Origin of the sequence: Micromonospora sp. NBC_00821, assembly GCF_036347035.1 — a bacterium.
In the GTDB taxonomy this organism is placed as follows: Bacteria; Actinomycetota; Actinomycetes; order Mycobacteriales; family Micromonosporaceae; genus Micromonospora; species Micromonospora hortensis.
In genome coordinates, this window is sequence record NZ_CP108880.1 from 6,532,938 (window position 1) to 6,550,426 (window position 17,489).

A 17,489-nucleotide genomic window follows, 5' to 3' on the forward strand; every position below is an offset into this window, starting at 1 on the left:
GGGGGGGTTAGTGGAAGAAGTGGCGGGTGCCGGTTAGGTACATCGTTACGTTGGCCTTCTTGGCCGCTTCGATGACCTCTTCGTCGCGGATGGAGCCGCCGGGCTGCACGATGGCGCGGACGCCGGCGTCGATGAGGATCTGCGGGCCGTCGGCGAACGGGAAGAACGCGTCCGAGGCGGCGACCGAGCCGCGGACCCGGTCGGCGCCGGCGCGGCTGACCGCGAGCTGCGCCGAGTCGACCCGGTTGACCTGACCCATGCCCACGCCCACGGTGGCGCCGTCCTTGGCGAGCAGGATCGCGTTGCTCTTCACGGCGCGGACCGCCCGCCAGGCGAACGCGAGGTCCCGCAGCAGCTCCTCGTCGGCGGCCTCGCCGGTCGCCAACTGCCAGTTGGCCGGGTCGTCGCCGGGGGCGTTGACCCGGTCGGCGACCTGGGCCAACACGCCACCGGTCACCTGCCGCAACTCCACCAGCGCCGGCTTCCAGGCCGGTGCCCGCAGCAGCCGGATGTTCTTCTTGCCCTGCAACACCTCGACCGCGCCCTCGTCGAAGCCGGGGGCGACCACCACCTCGGTGAAGATCTCGGCGACCTGCCGGGCCAGCTCGACCGAGACCGACCGGTTGACAGCGATGACACCGCCGTACGCCGACACCGGGTCGCAGGCGTGCGCCCTGCGGTGGGCCTCGGCGACGTCCGCGCCGACCGCGATGCCGCACGGGTTGGCGTGCTTGATGATCGCCACCGCCGGCTGGTCGGCGAAGTCGTTGGCGGCCCGCCAGGCGGCGTCGGCGTCGACGTAGTTGTTGTACGACATCTCCTTGCCGTGCAGCTGCTCGGCCTGCGCCAGCCCGGCCGGGGCGTCGGGGTCGGTGTAGAGCGCGGCGGGCTGGTGCGGGTTCTCGCCGTAGCGCAGCGCTGTCGACTTGCGCAGCGCCAACCCCGCGAACTGCGGCCACGAGTCGTCGGCGGGTGCCAGCTCCTGGGCGCACCACTGGGCAACCGCGACGTCGTACTCGGCGATGTCGGCGAACGCCCGGGCGGCCAGCGCGCGACGCTGGGCCATCGTGAAGCCACCCTCGCTGAGCGCACCGATCAGCGCCGGGTAGCCGGCCGGGTCGGTGAGCACGGCAACCGAGGCGTGGTTCTTGGCGGCGGCCCGCACCATGGCCGGGCCACCGATGTCGATCTGCTCCACGCACTCCTCGACGCCGGCGCCGGAGGCGACGGTCGCCTGGAACGGGTAGAGGTTGGAGACCAGCAGGTCGAACGCCGCCACGCCCAGCTCGTCGAGCTGTGCCACGTGCGTGTCCTTGCGCAGGTCCGCGAGGAGACCCGCGTGCACCTTCGGGTGCAGGGTCTTGACCCGGCCGTCGAGCACCTCGGGGAACCCGGTCACCGTCTCCACCGGCGTCACCGGCACCCCGGCGGCGGCGATGGTGCCCGCCGTGCTGCCGGTGGACACGATCTCCACACCGGCCGCGTGCAGGGCCTGAGCCAGCTCGACCAGCCCGGTCTTGTCGTAGACGCTGACCAGCGCCCGCCTGATCGGGCGGCGCCCGTCCTGAGTGGGACTCACGGAACCGTGACCTTCCTTCCGGTGATGGTCCAGCCTTCGCGGACCAGCCGACCGACCTGCTCGACGAGCTGGCGTCGCTCGGCTTCCTTGATGCGCTCGGTGAGCGTGTCGACGTCGTCGTCGTCAAGCACCGGCACCGCTACCTGCGCGACGATCGGCCCGGTGTCCATGCCGGCGTCGACGAAGAAGAGGGTGGCTCCGGTGAGCTTCACGCCGTAGGCGAGGGCGTCACGCGGGCCGTGGATGCCGGGAAACGCCGGCAGCAGCGTGTTGTGGGTGTTCAGGTAGCGGTCGCCGAAGGCGGCGAGGAAGTGCGGGCCGACCAGCTTGAGGAAACCGGCGGAGATGACCAGGTCGGGTTGGTGCTTCGCGACGTGCGCGGTGAGCGCGCGGTCCCAGTCCTCCCGGGTGTCGTGGTCGCGGACCCGTTCGACGAAGGTCGGCACCCCCGCCGCGTCGGCCCGGTCCAGGCCCGCGATGCCGTCGCGGTCCGCGCCGACCGCGACGACCTGTGCGCCGTACGCGGGGTCGGCGGCGGCATCCAGCAGCGACTGAAGGTTGCTCCCGGAGCCGGAGATGAGGACGACGATGCGGGCGACAGGCGCGGGCTCGGTCACCGGGCCACCCTATCGGGCAGGTCAGGGACGCCCTTCGACTGGGCGGTGCGCCGATCTTCGACGGTGCCGACGTGCGTCGACCCGGTACGCTGCCGCTCGCTCGGGCCGAACGCCGCGCCGGCCCACACACCGCCCCTGATCCGGCACACGAAGCGGTCGACAAGGGCAAGTTTGCCTGCTTTGGGAGACATGTCGTCCTGTTGCTGTACTGGGCTTTGGGAGGACTGACCGCGATCATGGATGGAAATAAAGAGCACCAACTGACGGAACCAGTCCAAGGAGCTTCTCGAATGCAGCCCGGTAACCCCGGTCAGGACCCGTACGGCCAGCAGCCCAACCAGGACCCGACCGCTCCGCAGCCGCCGGCCGCCCCGTACGGCCAGCAGCCCACCTCCGGCCAGCCGTACGGCCAGCAGCCGCAGGACCCGTACGCCGCGCCGCAGGCCCCGTACGGCCAGCAGCCCACCTCGGGGCAGCCGTACGGTCAGCAGCCGCCGTACCAGGACCCGTACGCGCAGCAGCAGCCCCCGTACGGTGCCGGCCCGACCTACCCGAACGCCGGGTACCCGCAGGCACAGGGGCAGAACAACACCCTCGGCCTGGTGTCGATGATCCTCGGTATCGCGTCGATCCCGCTGATCTGCTGCCTGTACCTGGGCATCCCGGTCGGCATCGCGGGCATCGTGACCGGCTACCTCGCCAAGCAGAAGGTGGCCCAGGGCCAGGCCAACAACGCCGGCCAGGCCAAGGCCGGTCTGATCTGCGGCGCGGTTGGCGTCGGGCTGGGCATCCTGCTGCTCATCCTGAGCGTCGTGGCGCAGGTCAACCTGCCCACCCAGCCCTGACGGGCGCGGATTCGGCGGGGCGCTCCGGGTTCGCCCGGGGCGCCCCGCGCTCGTCTACGGCGCGGGTCGGCAGGTCAGCGCCCAGGTGGCGGCGCTACTGCGTGGGCCCGCGGGTCAGCGCCCGGGTGGCGGCGGCACCGAGCAGCGCGCCGACCGCTATGACACCGGCCGCCACCGCCCCGACCTGCCAACCCACAGGCCCGACCTGGGACAGCCGACCGGCGCCGAGCGGCCCGCCGGAAATCGCCGCGGCCGCGCCGAGCACCACGCCGGCCACCGGCCCGGCCAGCACCGCCGGCGCCAGCAACTCGGCCCAGCGCTGCGCGGCCCGCTCCGGGACGGCGAGTCGAGCCACCCGCCGGGCGAGCAGCCAACCGGCGACCATCCCGGCCAGCACCGGCACCGCGAGCAGCAGGGCGCCCAAGCCGTCCACCGGGCCACGCGGCAGGCCAGCGAGCAGCGGCACGGCCGGCAGCGCGCCGACCGACACCTCGCTGGTACGGACCGCGGTGTCGGTCCCGACCGCGAACCCCGGCCCGAGCAGGTAACTGGTCGACCAGACCGCCGCGTTGGGTGCGTACGCGGCGCTGACCAGGGTGATGCCGGCCTGCCCGGCGACCCCGGTCCGGTACGCCCCGATCATGTCGGCCGCGTCGCCGCCGCCGGTGGCCACCGCAAGGCCGGCCGCGCCCGCGCCCGCGCCGAGCAGCAGCAGCCCGGCCACCAGGCCGGTGCGAACGCCGTCGCGCACCGGCCCCGGAAGCCGGGTGACGAGCAGCCGGGTCACTGCGGTGATCCGGACCGCGCCGACCAGCGCGGCGAGTGTGCCGACCGCCGCGAACGTGGCGCCCGCCCGGATCAGCGACACAGTCGGCCCACCCGTGCCGACCAGCACCGCCGCGAGCGCGCCGAGCAGCGCGTACGCGATGCCGACCGCTATCGCGGCGAGCAGTGCCCGGCGCGGTGAGCGGGTGTCGCGAGCACCGATCGCCCGGCTGACGTGCACGCCGGCGCGGGTCAGCCGCCAAAGTGCGAGCACTGTCAACGCCAGCGGCGCGAGCCCGAGCGGCCCGGTCTCGGTGTGCAGGGGCACGCCGTGCCCGAGCAGCCAGCCGGCCAGCGCGGTGCGCAGGGTGCCGGTCAGTGTGGTGGAGTCCGCGCCGAGCTGCACCAGGCCGAGCACTATGGCGACCGGCAGGTAGGAGGTGAGGGCGGCCCAGCAGGCGGCCACCCCGGCGGCGACGGGCAACGGTGCCCGCCCGCGCGGCGACCCGCCCGCGCGAGGCGCGGGCACCCGCCGGGCCGGTGCGGCGCGGTCGACCGGCCGGTCGTCGGCGCTCACACCGCCGGGACGGCTGGGACGGTCAGGGGTGACGGGGGACATCCGCTCTACTCTGGCACGTCGCGCGGGCCGTGGCAGTCCGTTAACCCCTCCTAAGGTCGGCGAGTTGACCGAACCGACGTCCTGCTCACCCGGGCCGGTCTAGCCTCGGCCCTGAGGGGGCGCGAGTCGCCGCCACCCGGGACGGGCCCGCCGGTCGCGGTCCAAGCCGGCACGTCGCCCACTACCGCTCGGAGGAAGCTGTGACGACGCCATACCCGCCTCCCCCACCACCACCGGCCCGAGGACGCGACCGCACCACCCTCTGGGGCGTGCTGGGCATCGTGCTGGGGCTGATCTGCTGCGGCGTTTTCGGCATCGTCTTCGGCTACCTGTCCATCCGCGACGCCCGGCGGTACGGGCAGTCGCCGCTGCTCGGTTACCTCGCCATCGCGTTCGGCGTGATCAACATCATCGGCGGGGCGATCCTGCGCTCGACCGGCAACTACCCGTTCTGGAACAACGACTGACGCGTACGCCGAAGGGGGTCGACCGTAAGCGGTCGACCCCCTTCGTGTTGCCCTGACCGGCTCAGCTGCCGGACATGATCTCCCGCATCAGCTTCGCGGTCTCGGTCGGCGTCTTGCCGACCTTGACGCCGACGGCCTCCAGCGCCGCCTGCTTCGCCTCGGCGGTGCCGGCGGAGCCGGAGATGATCGCCCCGGCGTGACCCATGGTCTTGCCGGGCGGAGCGGTGAAGCCGGCGATGTAGCCGACCACCGGCTTGGTGACGTTGGCCTTGATGAACTCGGCGGCCCGCTCCTCGGCGTCGCCACCGATCTCACCGATCATGACGATGGCGTCGGTCTCCGGGTCGGCCTCGAACGCCGCGAGGGCGTCGATGTGGGTGGTCCCGATGATCGGGTCACCGCCGATGCCGACGCAGGTGGAGAAACCGATGTCGCGCAGCTCGTACATCATCTGGTAGGTCAGCGTGCCGCTCTTGCTGACCAGGCCGATCCGGCCGGAGCCGGTGATGTCGGCCGGGATGATGCCGGCGTTGGACGCGCCCGGCGAGGCGATGCCCGGGCAGTTCGGCCCGATGATCCGGGTCCGCTCGCCCTGCGAGACGTTGTACGCCCAGAACGACGCGGTGTCGTGCACCGGGACGCCCTCGGTGATCACCACGGCCAGCGGGATCGCGGCGTCGATCGCCTCGACCACGGCGGCCTTGGTGAACTGCGGCGGCACGAAGATGACAGTGACGTCGGCCCCGGTCTCGGCCATCGCGTCCGCGACGGACGCGAAGACCGGCAGCTCGGTGCCGTCGAAGTCGACAGTCTGGCCCGCCTTGCGCGGGTTGACGCCACCGACGACGTTGGTGCCGGCGGCCAGCATCCGCCGGGTGTGCTTGGAACCCTCGGAACCGGTCATCCCCTGGACGATGACCTTCGAGTCCTTGGTCAGCCAGATAGCCATGATCAGACCCCCGCAGCTGCCAGCTCGGCGGCCCGCTCGGCCGCACCGTCCATGGTGTCCACCCGCTGCACGAGCGGGTTGTTCGCGCTGTCCAGGATCGCCCGGCCAGCTTCGGCGTTGTTGCCGTCGAGACGGACGACGAGCGGCTTGGTGACCTGCTCGCCGCGCTGCTCGAGCAGGGCCAGCGCCTGGATGATGCCGTTGGCGACCTCGTCGCAGGCGGTGATGCCGCCGAAGACGTTGACGAAGACGCTCTTCACGGCCGGGTCGGAGAGCACGATCTCCAGCCCGTTCGCCATCACCGCGGCGCTCGCGCCGCCGCCGATGTCGAGGAAGTTGGCCGGCTTGACGTTGCCGTGCCGCTCACCGGCGTACGCGACCACGTCGAGGGTCGACATGACCAGACCCGCGCCGTTGCCGATGATGCCGACCTCGCCGTCGAGCTTGACGTAGTTGAGGTCCTTGGCCTTGGCGGCCTGCTCCAGCGGGTCCACGGCGGCCTGGTCGACGAGCGCCTCGTGGTCCGGGTGCCGGAACCCGGCGTTCTCGTCCAGGCTGATCTTGGCGTCGAGGAGCAGCATCCGGCCGTCGCCGTTCTTGGCGAGCGGGTTGACCTCGACCAGAGTGGCGTCCTCGGCGACGAACGCCTGCCACAGGCCGACGGCGATCTCGACCACCTGGTCGGCGACCTCGGCCGGGAAGCCGGCAGCGGTCACGATCTCGCGGGCCTTGGCCTCGTCCACGCCCTTCACGGCGTCGATCGGGGCCTTCACGACCTTGTCGGGGGTATCGGCGGCGACCTGCTCGATGTCCATGCCACCGGCGACGCTGGCGATGCAGAGGAAGGTGCGGTTCGCCCGGTCGAGCAGGTACGAGAAGTAGTACTCCTCGGCCACGTCCGCGGTCACCGTGATCATGACCTTGTGGACGGTGTGACCCTTGATGTCCATGCCGAGGATGTCGGTGGCCCGGGCCACCGCCTCATCCGGGCCCTCGGCCAGCTTGACGCCGCCGGCCTTACCTCGGCCGCCGACCTTTACCTGCGCCTTGACGACCACACGGCCGCCAAGACGTTCGGCGATCGCGCGGGCCTCTTCCGGGGTAGTGGCGACGCCGCCGGCCAGCACGGGCAAGCCGTGCCGCTCGAACAGGTCCCGCCCCTGGTACTCGTACAGGTCCACGATTGCGCGTCCCGTCCCGTCTCCGCGGCGCGCCGTCGCGCCGCCACCAGCGTTCAGAAAACAGTTTGACGCCTGTCATCAGTTGAAACAGGCCATTGGCCGCAGCCTAGCGAGGTCGGCACCACCGGCAACCGAGCGGGTGCACGGTGTGCGGTAATGCACAACCGGACATCAGGTGTGGCCGGTTTCCGGCCATGACTCGGGCGGCATCCACCGTCCGGGCGATGTTGTCCGGCTTGCGTAACCCTGTCGTGGGGGCGTCGTTGAGTCAGATGTCGGAGCGCTGAACAGCGCAAAGACGGGATACGGCCGATGCCCTGTCGGTCGAGGGGTGGCGGCGGGGCATCGTGCATAGAGGGGCCGGACGTGTGAGGGGTGCGTCCGGCCCCTCCCCCGTGCCCAAAATCGGTGGCGCAGCGGATCGGCGTGCCTCAGGAAACCGGCTGAGCCACGTTCTGTCGAACCCACTCGACAATCGCCTGGGTGGTGGCGCCCGGCGTGAAGATCTTCGCGACGCCCAGCTTCTCCAACTCGGGAATGTCGCCGTTCGGAATGATGCCGCCACCGAACACGACGATGTCGCGGGCGTCCCGCTCACCGAGCAGTTCCAGCACCCGCCGAAAGAGCGTCATGTGCGCCCCGGAGAGCACTGACAGGCCGACCGCGTCGGCGTCCTCCTGGATGGCGGTCTCCACGATCTGCTCGGGAGTCTGGTGCAGGCCGGTGTAGACGACCTCCATGCCGGCATCTCGCAGGGCGCGCGCGACGACCTTCGCGCCCCGGTCGTGGCCGTCCAGGCCAGGCTTCGCGACGACGACCCGAATCCGAGAGCTCATCAGCGCACACCTTTCACCGGCTTGACCGCCTTCACCTTAACGAACGGTAACCCGGCGGGCCCGACCCGGGAAATCCGGGCTCGGCTACCGGCCGTTACCCGGCGTGTCGACCGCGCAACCCGGAGAGGTCCGGCCTGGCGCCGTCCCGGCCTCGTCGCCACCGCGCCGCTGGCAGGGCCGGGGACGCCATCCCGGCGCCGCCCGGAGTCAAGTCGGACGACTCCGCCGGAACGGTCACGCTCGGCGACGAACGGGCAGCGACGGGGGCACCGTTCGGCGTCGCGATGCATGACAATCATGGACGCAAACGGACAGATCGACACGCCAATTTTTCGGTCTAGCTTGTGACTCGCCTGGCGGTTGGCTAACGTGTCCACGGTTGTCATCAGGTCCATGGACGGGTGACGACGCGGTCAGCGGACGTCTCACTGGAGCTTCAGGGGACGCCCACCGGCCGCTTCGGAACCCCGACAACGGAGGGTGTGCGTGCGCCAGCGCCTGTCGTCTGAGCCCGATCGATATCGCGGTCGCCGCCGCGTACCCACCCCACCCCGCAGCCGTTACGCCGCTGTCGTCACCACCGCGTTCGTCGGTGCCGGCATCGTGGCCCTCGGCGCGAGCGCCCTGCCGGACGCCAAGGACGTCAGCCCGACGGTCCTCGACGAGCTCAAGCAGGCGTCGGTCACCAGCCAGGACGCCGCGGCCCGTGCGGACAACGCCGACCGCGCCTCCCGGGACAGCCGCAGCACCGACAACGCCGAGCCCGAGGTCTGGCTGCTGCCGCTGCAGGGCTACGACTTCAACTCCCCGTACGGCGTCCGCTGGGGCAAGATGCACACCGGCGTGGACCTGGTCGCCGGCGAGGGCACGCCCTACGTGGCGATCCACGACGGGTTGGTCACCAAGGCCGGCTGGTTCGGCGGGTACGGCAACGCGGTGATCGTCCAGCACGCCGACGGCAGCGAGGCCATCTACGGCCACTCCTCCGCGGTGAGCGTCAAGGAAGGCCAGCAGATCAAGGCGGGCGACCAACTCGGCCTCGTGGGTCAGACCGGCCACGCGTACGGCACCCACCTGCACCTGGAGATCCATGTCAAGGGGCAGCCGATCGACCCGGTGCCGTTCCTCCAGGAGCGCGGAGTGGACATCAAGCTGCAAGTCGAGGCAATTTACAGCGACGTAGCCGCCGGCTGACGGTGCGTGACGACCGTTGACCGCCCGGATCTGTTGATCCGGGCGGTTTGCTTTGTGCGGTCCCGGCGGATGTATCCCGGGTCACAGCACCGAATGTGACCGACGACACGCGCCAACATGATCACTTTTCTGGATGTAGCGCCTCACAGCGGGTCATATCCGGGCACCCGACCGTCCGCTCTCTGTCCGAGGGTTCGGTCCCCGCGCCTGCCCTACCTCGGCCGGACACCAGTATTTCGAGGTCAAGTGCCCCTCGACTGTGAAGGTCCGCCGTGCAGGAAGACAGCCCCGTCCAGAACGAGAACACCCCCGACACCAGCGAGACCCCGCCGCCGCGGCGCACCGGCCGACGGAACCGCCTCATCGTGCTCGGGGCCGCCGCCCTGGTAGCCCTCGGCCTCGGCGGTGTCGCCGTCGCCACCAGCGGCACCGACCAGCCGGCACCCGCCGCCGTCTCCCTCGACGCCCAGGCCCGGGCCGACGCCGCGAGCCGGGCCGACCGCTCGGTTCGTGAGTCGAGCACCCCGGCCGCCCCCTCGCTCAGCCCGACGCCCAGCCCGTCCGCGATCAGCGCCAGCCCGGCCCCTGCGAAGACGGCCGCCGCGAAGGCCAAGCCGAAGCCGAAGAAGACCACCAAGCCCACGCCCGCCTGGGTCGACCCGATGCCGGGCGCGGCCGTCACGTCCTGCTACGGGCAGCGCTGGGGAACCCTGCACGCCGGTATCGACCTGGCGATGCCCTCCGGCACGCCGATCCACGCGGCGGCCGCCGGCACCGTGACCCAGGCCGGCGACGCCTCCGACGGGTACGGCAACTCCGTCTTCGTCGACCACGGCAACGGCTACCTGACGCACTACGCCCACCAGAGCCGCATCGCTGTCACCGTCGGCCAGAAGGTGAAGGCCGGCCAGCTCATCGGCTACGAGGGCGCCACCGGCGACGCCACAGGCCCGCACCTGCACTTCGAGGTGCACCAGGGCATGTGGAACCAGATCGACCCGGCCCCGTTCATGCGGGCCCACGGCGTCGACCTGGGCTGCTGAGGCGACATCCCGGCGCGGTCCGGGCGCAACAGCAGGAGGGAGGGGCCCGAGGCCCCTCCCTCCTGCCGCAGTGCAATCGTGCGGGCGCGCCGGGTCAGAGCTTGTCGACCGGGGCGTGCCGGAGCACCAGCCACATGGTCTGGTCGCCGAAGTCGATCTGCGCGCGGGCACCCGGGCCGTGCCCCTCGACGGCGAGCACCCGCCCCAACCCGTACCGCTGATGGTTGACCCGGTCGCCCGCTGACACCTTCGGCCCCTGCGGCAGCTCGCTGGCGGTGGTCAGCCGGCTGGCGTCCACGCCGAGCCGCTGCGCCAACTGCGCCGCCTTCGGCGTACCCCCCGTGAAGTTGCCACGCACGCCGGGCGCGCGGTCCGCACGGCCACCGACGCCGCCGCCCCCGCCAGCCCACGAGGTGTACGACCCCTCGGTGCGCTCCCAGTGCACCAACTCGGTCGGCAGTTCCTCCAGGAAGCGCGACGGCGGGTTGTAGGACGGCTGCCCCCAGGCCGAGCGGGTCACCGCCCGGGACATGTAGAGCCGCTGTCGGGCACGGGTGATGCCGACGTACGCCAGGCGGCGCTCCTCCTCCAACTCCCGGGTGTCGCCCAGCGAGCGCAGGTGCGGGAAGACGCCGTCCTCCAGCCCGGTCAGGAAGACCACCGGGAATTCCAGCCCCTTGGCGGTGTGCAGCGTCATCAGGGTGACAACGCCCTGGTGGTCGGGGTCGTCGGACGGGATCTGGTCGGCGTCGGCGACCAGCGCCACCTGCTCCAGGAAACCGGCCAAGGTGGCCCGCTCGCCCTCCTCGCCCAACGCCTCGATCCGCTCGGTGTACTCGCGGGCGACGCTGACCAACTCCTGGAGGTTGTCCACCCGACCGGCGTCCTGCGGGTCCAGGCTCTCCTCCAGCTCGGTGAGGTAGCCCGAGCGGGTCAGCAGCGCCTCCAGCACCTCTTCCGGGGTGCCGGTCTCGGACAGCTCGCGGGCCCCGTCGAGCAGCGCCACGAAGTCGGCGATGCCATTGGCAGCCCGGCTGGAGATGCCCGGCGCCTCCCGGGCCCGCCGCAGCGCCGCGCCGAACGAGATCCGGTCGCGACTGGAGAGCGCCTCGACACACGCCTCGGCGCGGTCGCCGATCCCCCGGCGCGGAGTGTTGAGCACCCGCCGCAGGCTCACCGTGTCGTCGTCGTTGACCACCGAACGCAGGTACGCCAGTGCGTCGCGGACCTCCTTGCGCTCGTAGAAGCGCACCCCGCCGACCACCTTGTAGGGCAGGCCGACCCGGATGAACACCTCCTCGAAGACGCGGGACTGCGCGTTGGTGCGATAGAAGACGGCGACGTCGCCGGGGCGGGTCTCGTCGGCGTCGACCAGCCGGTCGATCTCACGGGCCACCCAGTCGGCCTCGGCGTGCTCGGTGTCGGCCACGTAGCCGACGATCTGCTCGCCGGCGCCGGCCTCGCTCCACAGCCGCTTCGGTTTGCGGGAGGTGTTGCGGTCGATCACCGCGTTGGCCGCGTTGAGGATGGTCTGGGTGGAGCGGTAGTTCTGCTCCAGCAGGATCGTCCGCGCGTCGGTGTAGTCCCGTTCGAACTCCAGGATGTTGCGGATCGTCGCACCCCGGAACGCGTAGATCGACTGGTCCGCGTCGCCGACCACGCACAGCTCGGCCGGCTCCACCCCCTCGGTGCCGGACACCAGCTCCTTGATCAGGATGTACTGGGCGTGGTTGGTGTCCTGGTACTCGTCCACCAGCACGTGCCGGAACCGCCGACGGTAGCTCTCCGCGACGTGCGGGTGGGACTGGAGCAGGTGCACCGTCGTCATGATCAGGTCGTCGAAGTCCAGGGCGTGCGCCTCACGCAGCCGACGCTGGTAGAGCGTGTACGCCTCGGCCAGCGCCCGCTCGTTGGGCCCGGTGGCCCGTGCCGCGAACTGCTCCGGGTCGACCAGCTCGTTCTTGAGGTTGGAGACCTGGGCGGCCAACCCCCGCGCCGGGTAGCGCTTCGGGTCGAGATCCAGCTCGCGGGTGACCAACTGCATCAACCGGCGGGAGTCGTCGGCGTCGTAGATCGAGAATGTCGATTTGAGGCCGGCGTGCTCGTGCTCCGCACGCAGGATCCGCACGCAGGCCGAGTGGAACGTCGACACCCACATCAGGCGGGCCCGGGGGCCCACCAGCGCGGCGACGCGTTCCTTCATCTCGCCGGCGGCCTTGTTGGTGAAGGTGATGGCGATGATCTCACCGGGGTGCACGTCCCGAGCGGCGAGGAGATAGGCGATCCGGTGCGTGAGCACCCGGGTCTTGCCGGACCCGGCGCCGGCCACGATCAGCAGCGGCGAGCCGGCATGGCTGACGGCGTCGCGCTGCGGCCCGTTCAGCCCGGCGAGCAGCTGCTGCGGATCGAGGCGCACGACGGCAGCCCCGGGTCGGTGCGGGCGGGCCGGCGCGGACTCCGGCGCAGGCGGGGACGCGGGGATGTCGAAGAGAGGATGCATCGCCCGACAAGTCTATGCCGCCGGCCGGACACTGCGCCTCTGGCGCTCAGCGGCTCGTGCCCGACGGCACGCACCACCACCCGACACGCCCACCGGCGAAAGGCGCCCTCCGCGACGCGGAATGCTTGCGCACCCGGCAACGACGTGGGCATACTCGACGGCGTGATCGCTGCGCGCTTCTACTTTTACTATGGCACCGGGAGTCCGGCTGCCGTAGGTCGCGCCTGATCGATTCAGACCTGCTAAAGCCCCGGGCTCCTGGAGTCCGGGGCTTTTTCCGTCCCAGGTTCCGGGCACCGGGCACCACAGTGCGAGAGGTACCCGATGATGACAGACGTGATGGAGCAGAGCGGCAGCCCGATCCGACCGGGGCAGCCCGCCGTGCAGGGCACTGAGCCGGCGGTGGCCACACCACCGGCGGGGGCGGACGCCGAGCCGGCCGAGCAGCAGACCGGCACCCAGGAGCCGTCCGCCTCGGCGCGGATCGTGCAGATCAGGGAACGGATCGACGCGATCGACCACGAGTTGATCACGCTCTGGCAGGAGCGGGCCGCGTTGTCCCAGGAGGTCGGGGTGACCCGGATGGCGTCCGGAGGGACCCGCCTGGTGCTCTCCCGGGAACGGGAGATCCTGGAGCGTTTCCGGGTCGCGCTCGGCGCCGACGGCACCCAACTGGCCCTGCTGCTGCTCCGCGCGGGCCGCGGCCCGCTGTGAGCCGTCCCAGCCCGCGTCGAACCGGGCCACGGCCCCCTGGTGAGCCACACCGCCCGTCTGCTCACTGACGCCGCGTGGGCGGCCAGGCGCCGCGCTGCCGATCCGGGTCACTGACAGACGAGACCGCCTGCCGTCGTCGTGGTGACGGCGGCAGGCGGTCTCGGTGACTCACACCTCGTGGCTGGCGACGATCTCGCGCTTCTCGGCGAAGTGGCAGGCGCTCGGGTGGTCCGAGTCCCGTCGGATCTCCAGCAGCGGGACCTGCTCGGCGCAGACGTCCTGCGCCTTCCAGCAGCGGGTCCGGAACCGGCAGCCCGACGGCGGGCTGATCGGCGACGGCACGTCACCCGTGAGCCGGATGATCGTCTTGTTGTGCCGCTGCGTCGGGTCCGGCACCGGCACCGCGGAGAGCAGCGCCTGGGTGTACGGGTGGGTCGGTCGCTCGTAGATCTCGTCCTCGGTGCCGATCTCGACGATCTTGCCGAGGTACATCACCGCGACCCGGTCCGACAGGTGGCGGACCACCGACAGGTCGTGCGCGATGAAGACGTACGAGAGGCCGAACTCGCCCTGCAACTGCTCCAGCAGGTTCATGACCTGGGCCTGGATGGAGACGTCCAGCGCCGACACCGGCTCGTCGCAGACGATGATCTCGGGCCGCAGCGCGAGCGCGCGGGCGATGCCGATGCGCTGACGCTGACCGCCGGAGAACTGGTGCGGGTACCTGTTGATGTGCTCCGGGTTGAGCCCGACCAGGTCGAGAAGCTCGCGAACCTTGGCCCGGCGGCTGCCCTTCGGCGCCACCTCCGGGTGGATCTCGAACGGCTCGCCGAGCAGGTCACCGACGGTCATCCGCGGGTTCAGCGAGGTGTACGGGTCCTGCATGACCAGCTGGATCTGCCGGCGGAGACGCCGCAGCGCCCCACCGGACAGCTTCGAGATGTCCTGGCCCTTGTAGACCACGTTGCCGGCGGTCGGCTTCTCCAGGTTCATCAGCACCCGGGCAAGCGTCGACTTACCGCAGCCGGACTCGCCGACCACACCGAGCGTCTCACCGGCGCGCAGTCCGAACGAGACCCCGTCGACCGCCTTGACCTGACCGACGGTCTTCTTGAACACCACACCCTGCGTGACGGGGTAGTGCTTGACCAGGTCATTGACCTCGAGGATGTTCTCAGACACGGTTCACCAGCTCCTCGGCGAAGTGGCAGGCGCTGGCCCGAGCGGGGCCGACCTGCAGCAGCGGCGGGACCTTCTCCCGGCACACCGGCTGAGCCATCGGGCACCGCGGGTTGAACGGGCAGCCCGGCGGGATGTTCATCAGGTTCGGCGGGAGGCCCTTGATCGTCCGGAGCTGCTGCCCCTTCTCGTCGAGGCGCGGGATCGAGTCGATCAGACCCAGCGTGTACGGGTGCGCCGGCTTGGCGTACAGCTCGTACACGTCGGCTTCCTCGACGATCCGGCCCGCGTACATGACAGCGATCCGGTCCGCGACGTCGGCGACCACGCCGAGGTCGTGGGTGATCAGGATCATGCCCATCTGCCGCTCGCGCTGAAGCTCGGCCAGCAGGTCCATGATCTGGGCCTGCACCGTCACGTCGAGGGCGGTGGTCGGCTCGTCCGCGATCAGCACCTCGGGGTCGAGCGCCAGCGACATCGCGATCATCGCGCGCTGCCGCATACCGCCAGAGAACTGGTGCGGGTAGTTGTTGAACCGGCCCTTGGCGTTCGGGATCTTGACCTGGTCGAGCATGTCGATCGCGCGCTTCTTGGCCTCCGCGCGGCTCATGCCCCGCCGGACCCGGAACTGCTCAGCGATCTGGAACCCGACGGTGAAGACGGGGTTCAGCGCGGAGAGCGCGTCCTGGAAGATCATCGCGATGCCCTCGCCGCGGATGCGGCGGCGCTCCTCGTCGGACATGCGGAGCATGTCCTTGCCGTGGAAGCGGACCTGCCCACCGGTGACGAAGCCGGGCGGCGTGTCGAGGATGCCCATGATGGTCTGCGCGGTGACGCTCTTACCGGAGCCGGACTCGCCGAGCACGGCGAGGGTCTCCCCCGCGTCGACGTGGTACGTGACCCCGTTGATGACCTTTGCGACGCCGTCCCGGGTGCGGAACTCCACCCGCAGGTCGTCGACCTCGAGCAGGCGGCCGGAGGGACGCCGGGACCCGCCGGGTCCCGGCGCTGACTGCTCGGACACGAGAATGTCGGACAACTGGATCTCCCCTAGCGGAGTTTCGGATCGAGGGCCTCGCGGACCGACTCACCGAGCATCACGAAGCTCAGCACTGCGGTGACGAGGAACGCGGCGGGGAAGAACACCAGCCCCGGCGCGACCCGGATGAACTGCTGCCCGTCGCTGATCATGATGCCCCAGGACACCACCGGCGACTTCAGACCGACGCCCAGGAACGACAGGGTGGCCTCGGCGCCGATGAACGAGCCGACCATGATCGTGCCGTACACCAGCAACGGGGCCAGGCAGTTCGGCAGCAGGTGCTTGAGGATGATCCGGCCGGTGCCGGCACCCAGTGCGCGGGCCGCCACGATGTAGTCGGCCTCCTTGGTGGCGAGCACCGAGGAGCGCATCAGTCGCATCACGACCGGCCAGCTCAGCACGATCAGGGACGCGGTCACCAGGCCCATGATCTTGTTCTTGCTGTTGCCGGCGCCCGAGCCGTTGAAGGTGGTCAGGATGACGATCGCGCCGAGCACGAAGGGCAGACCGAAGAAGACGTCGGCGATCCGGCTGAGCAGCGCGTCCACCCAGCCACCGCGGTAACCGGAGATGATGCCCATGGTTCCGCCGATGAGCAGGGTGCCCAGCACGGAGAGCACGGCGACCTGGATGGACGCACGCGCACCGTAGATGACGCGAGCGTAGACGTCACGGCCCTGCACGTCGTAGCCGAACCAGCCATTGGCCGACGGCTTGTCGAGGCTGCGGGACAGCGAGCCGTTGACCGCGTCGCCCGGGGCGAACAGCGCCGGGAAGGCCGCCATCAGCAGGAAGATCACGATCAGCGTGGCCGAGATCCAGAACAGCGGCTTGCGTCGCAGGTCCCGCCAGGCGTCGCCGAGCAGGCCGCGCGGCTTGTCGTTGCTCTGCGGCTGGCCCGCGGTGGCGGGGGCGGCGGAGTCGGTGGGGTGTGCGCCAGGGGTGCTGACGATCGATGCGGTACTCGGGTCACTCATAACGGATCCTCGGGTCCAGGGCGGCGTAGAGCAGGTCAACCAGCAGATTCATCACGAGATAGACCAGCACCAGGACGACCACGATGCCTACTACAGTGGCGCTTTCCTTGGTGATGATCGCTCGGAAGACCTGGCGGCCGATCCCGTTGATGCCGAAGATTCCCTCGGTGACGATCGCGCCGCCCATCAGGGCGCCGAGGTCGGTGCCGAGCAGGGTCACCACCGGGATGAGCGAGTTGCGCAGCAGGTGCACACCAACGACTCGGCGCATCGGCAGGCCCTTGGCGATGGCGGTGCGCACGTAGTCCGCGCGGCGGTTCTCCGCGATGCTCGTTCTTGCCACCCGTGCGATGTACGCCACTGACGCGCTGCCGAGCACGAAGCCGGGCACGATCAGCTCGGACCACCGCATCTCGGAGGAGACGGTCGGCTTGATGATGCCCCACTGCACACCCAGCAGCCACTGGAGCACGAAGCCGACCACGAAGACCGGCAGTGCGATCAGGAAGAGGGTGGAGACCAGGACCAGGTTGTCCAGGAAGCCGTTACGCCGCAGACCGCTCAGCACGCCGGCGCCGAGGCCGATCACGGCCTCGATGGCGAGCGCCACGACGGCCAGCTTCAGGGTGTTCGGGTACGAAGTCAGGATGATGTCGCTGATCTCGCGCTGCGAGAACGTCTGACCGAAGTCGCCCTGGAGCAGGTTCTTCATGTAGTTGGCGTACTGCACGAAGACGTTCTGGTCGAGGTGGTACTTCTCGGTCATGAAGGCGATGTACTGGTCCGGGCAGCGACGCTCACCGCACTTGCCGGCGAACGGATCGCCCGGAACGGCCCAGACGAGCCAGTAGATCAGGAACGTCGTACCGATGAAGACCGGCACGAGTTGGAGCAGCCGTCTCAACAGATAACGGCCCATGGGGTGGTCCTCCAGACAGGGGGCGCGTCGGACGGCCGACACGGTGGTGACAACGTGCGAGTG

At 70.5% G+C, this 17,489-nt stretch carries 17 protein-coding genes; 5 read left to right on the plus strand and 12 right to left on the minus strand.

The annotated features are described in order from the left end of the window. Nucleotides 1-7: 7 nt before the first annotated feature. The 3 genes from purH to OHB44_RS29970 are packed head-to-tail and all read right to left on the minus strand — an operon-like array spanning nt 8 to nt 2,474. The gene (purH, locus tag OHB44_RS29960) at nt 8-1,579 is read right to left on the minus strand and encodes a bifunctional phosphoribosylaminoimidazolecarboxamide formyltransferase/IMP cyclohydrolase (protein ID WP_238687750.1); all 1,572 of its coding nucleotides are present in this window, start codon (nt 1,577-1,579) and stop codon (nt 8-10) included. Next, nucleotides 1,576-2,196: a phosphoribosylglycinamide formyltransferase gene (gene purN, locus OHB44_RS29965; RefSeq protein ID WP_091406347.1), complete on the minus strand. Its 621-nt coding sequence runs from the start codon at nt 2,194-2,196 to the stop codon at nt 1,576-1,578. The genes purH and purN overlap by 4 nt, the downstream gene beginning before the upstream one ends. Continuing rightward, the gene (locus OHB44_RS29970) at nt 2,193-2,474 is read right to left on the minus strand and encodes a hypothetical protein (protein WP_238687751.1); all 282 of its coding nucleotides are present in this window, start codon (nt 2,472-2,474) and stop codon (nt 2,193-2,195) included. The genes purN and OHB44_RS29970 overlap by 4 nt, the downstream gene beginning before the upstream one ends. A 12-nt stretch (nt 2,475-2,486) precedes the next feature. On the opposite strand from OHB44_RS29970, the gene OHB44_RS29975 reads away from it, so the two are divergent. Continuing rightward, nucleotides 2,487-3,041 carry a DUF4190 domain-containing protein gene (locus tag OHB44_RS29975; RefSeq protein ID WP_210783383.1) on the plus strand — a complete coding sequence of 185 codons (555 nt, stop codon included), beginning with the start codon at nt 2,487-2,489 and terminating at the stop codon, nt 3,039-3,041. A gap of 94 nt (nt 3,042-3,135) precedes the next feature. Here OHB44_RS29975 and OHB44_RS29980 read toward each other — a convergent pair whose 3' ends face one another. Next, complete coding sequence (locus OHB44_RS29980) at nt 3,136-4,425, minus strand: cell division protein PerM (RefSeq protein WP_330438950.1); 1,290 nt, start codon at nt 4,423-4,425, stop codon at nt 3,136-3,138. 200 nt (nt 4,426-4,625) lie between these two features. On the opposite strand from OHB44_RS29980, the gene OHB44_RS29985 reads away from it, so the two are divergent. Next, a complete protein-coding gene (locus tag OHB44_RS29985; protein ID WP_266304444.1) occupies nt 4,626-4,892 on the plus strand; it encodes a DUF4190 domain-containing protein in 267 nt (88 codons plus the stop codon). A 61-nt stretch (nt 4,893-4,953) separates the two neighbouring features. Here OHB44_RS29985 and sucD read toward each other — a convergent pair whose 3' ends face one another. The 3 genes from sucD to OHB44_RS30000 form a co-directional block, all read right to left on the minus strand. Continuing rightward, the gene (sucD, locus tag OHB44_RS29990) at nt 4,954-5,841 is read right to left on the minus strand and encodes a succinate--CoA ligase subunit alpha (RefSeq protein WP_238687755.1); all 888 of its coding nucleotides are present in this window, start codon (nt 5,839-5,841) and stop codon (nt 4,954-4,956) included. A gap of 2 nt (nt 5,842-5,843) precedes the next feature. Beyond that, a complete protein-coding gene (gene sucC / locus OHB44_RS29995) occupies nt 5,844-7,022 on the minus strand; it encodes an ADP-forming succinate--CoA ligase subunit beta (protein WP_238687756.1) in 1,179 nt (392 codons plus the stop codon). Nucleotides 7,023-7,453: 431 nt separating this feature from the next. After that, complete coding sequence (locus OHB44_RS30000) at nt 7,454-7,858, minus strand: cobalamin B12-binding domain-containing protein (RefSeq protein WP_030491849.1); 405 nt, start codon at nt 7,856-7,858, stop codon at nt 7,454-7,456. Nucleotides 7,859-8,344: 486 nt separating this feature from the next. Here OHB44_RS30000 and OHB44_RS30005 point away from each other — a divergent pair, with 486 nt between their 5' ends. Beyond that, nucleotides 8,345-9,052, plus strand: a complete 708-nt coding sequence (locus tag OHB44_RS30005) for a M23 family metallopeptidase (RefSeq protein ID WP_238687757.1) — start codon at nt 8,345-8,347, stop codon at nt 9,050-9,052. Between the two features lie 272 nt (nt 9,053-9,324). Beyond that, complete coding sequence (locus OHB44_RS30010; protein WP_238687758.1) at nt 9,325-10,095, plus strand: M23 family metallopeptidase; 771 nt, start codon at nt 9,325-9,327, stop codon at nt 10,093-10,095. A 94-nt stretch (nt 10,096-10,189) separates the two neighbouring features. On the opposite strand, the gene pcrA is transcribed toward OHB44_RS30010, so the two are convergent. Beyond that, complete coding sequence (pcrA, locus tag OHB44_RS30015) at nt 10,190-12,595, minus strand: DNA helicase PcrA (RefSeq protein ID WP_330438951.1); 2,406 nt, start codon at nt 12,593-12,595, stop codon at nt 10,190-10,192. Nucleotides 12,596-12,919: 324 nt separating this feature from the next. On the opposite strand from pcrA, the gene OHB44_RS30020 reads away from it, so the two are divergent. Continuing rightward, a complete protein-coding gene (locus OHB44_RS30020) occupies nt 12,920-13,309 on the plus strand; it encodes a chorismate mutase (RefSeq protein ID WP_266304442.1) in 390 nt (129 codons plus the stop codon). Between the two features lie 168 nt (nt 13,310-13,477). On the opposite strand, the gene OHB44_RS30025 is transcribed toward OHB44_RS30020, so the two are convergent. The 4 genes from OHB44_RS30025 to OHB44_RS30040 are packed head-to-tail and all read right to left on the minus strand — an operon-like array spanning nt 13,478 to nt 17,426. Continuing rightward, nucleotides 13,478-14,491, minus strand: coding sequence for an ABC transporter ATP-binding protein (locus OHB44_RS30025; protein WP_210783364.1), 1,014 nt, complete (start codon nt 14,489-14,491; stop codon nt 13,478-13,480). Next, nucleotides 14,484-15,512: an ABC transporter ATP-binding protein gene (locus OHB44_RS30030; RefSeq protein WP_330441295.1), complete on the minus strand. Its 1,029-nt coding sequence runs from the start codon at nt 15,510-15,512 to the stop codon at nt 14,484-14,486. The genes OHB44_RS30025 and OHB44_RS30030 overlap by 8 nt, the downstream gene beginning before the upstream one ends. Nucleotides 15,513-15,538: 26 nt before the next feature. Then, nucleotides 15,539-16,507: an ABC transporter permease gene (locus tag OHB44_RS30035; protein WP_238687761.1), complete on the minus strand. Its 969-nt coding sequence runs from the start codon at nt 16,505-16,507 to the stop codon at nt 15,539-15,541. Further along, nucleotides 16,500-17,426, minus strand: a complete 927-nt coding sequence (locus OHB44_RS30040) for an ABC transporter permease (RefSeq protein WP_238677478.1) — start codon at nt 17,424-17,426, stop codon at nt 16,500-16,502. The genes OHB44_RS30035 and OHB44_RS30040 overlap by 8 nt, the downstream gene beginning before the upstream one ends. Between the last annotated feature and the right edge of the window lie 63 nt (nt 17,427-17,489).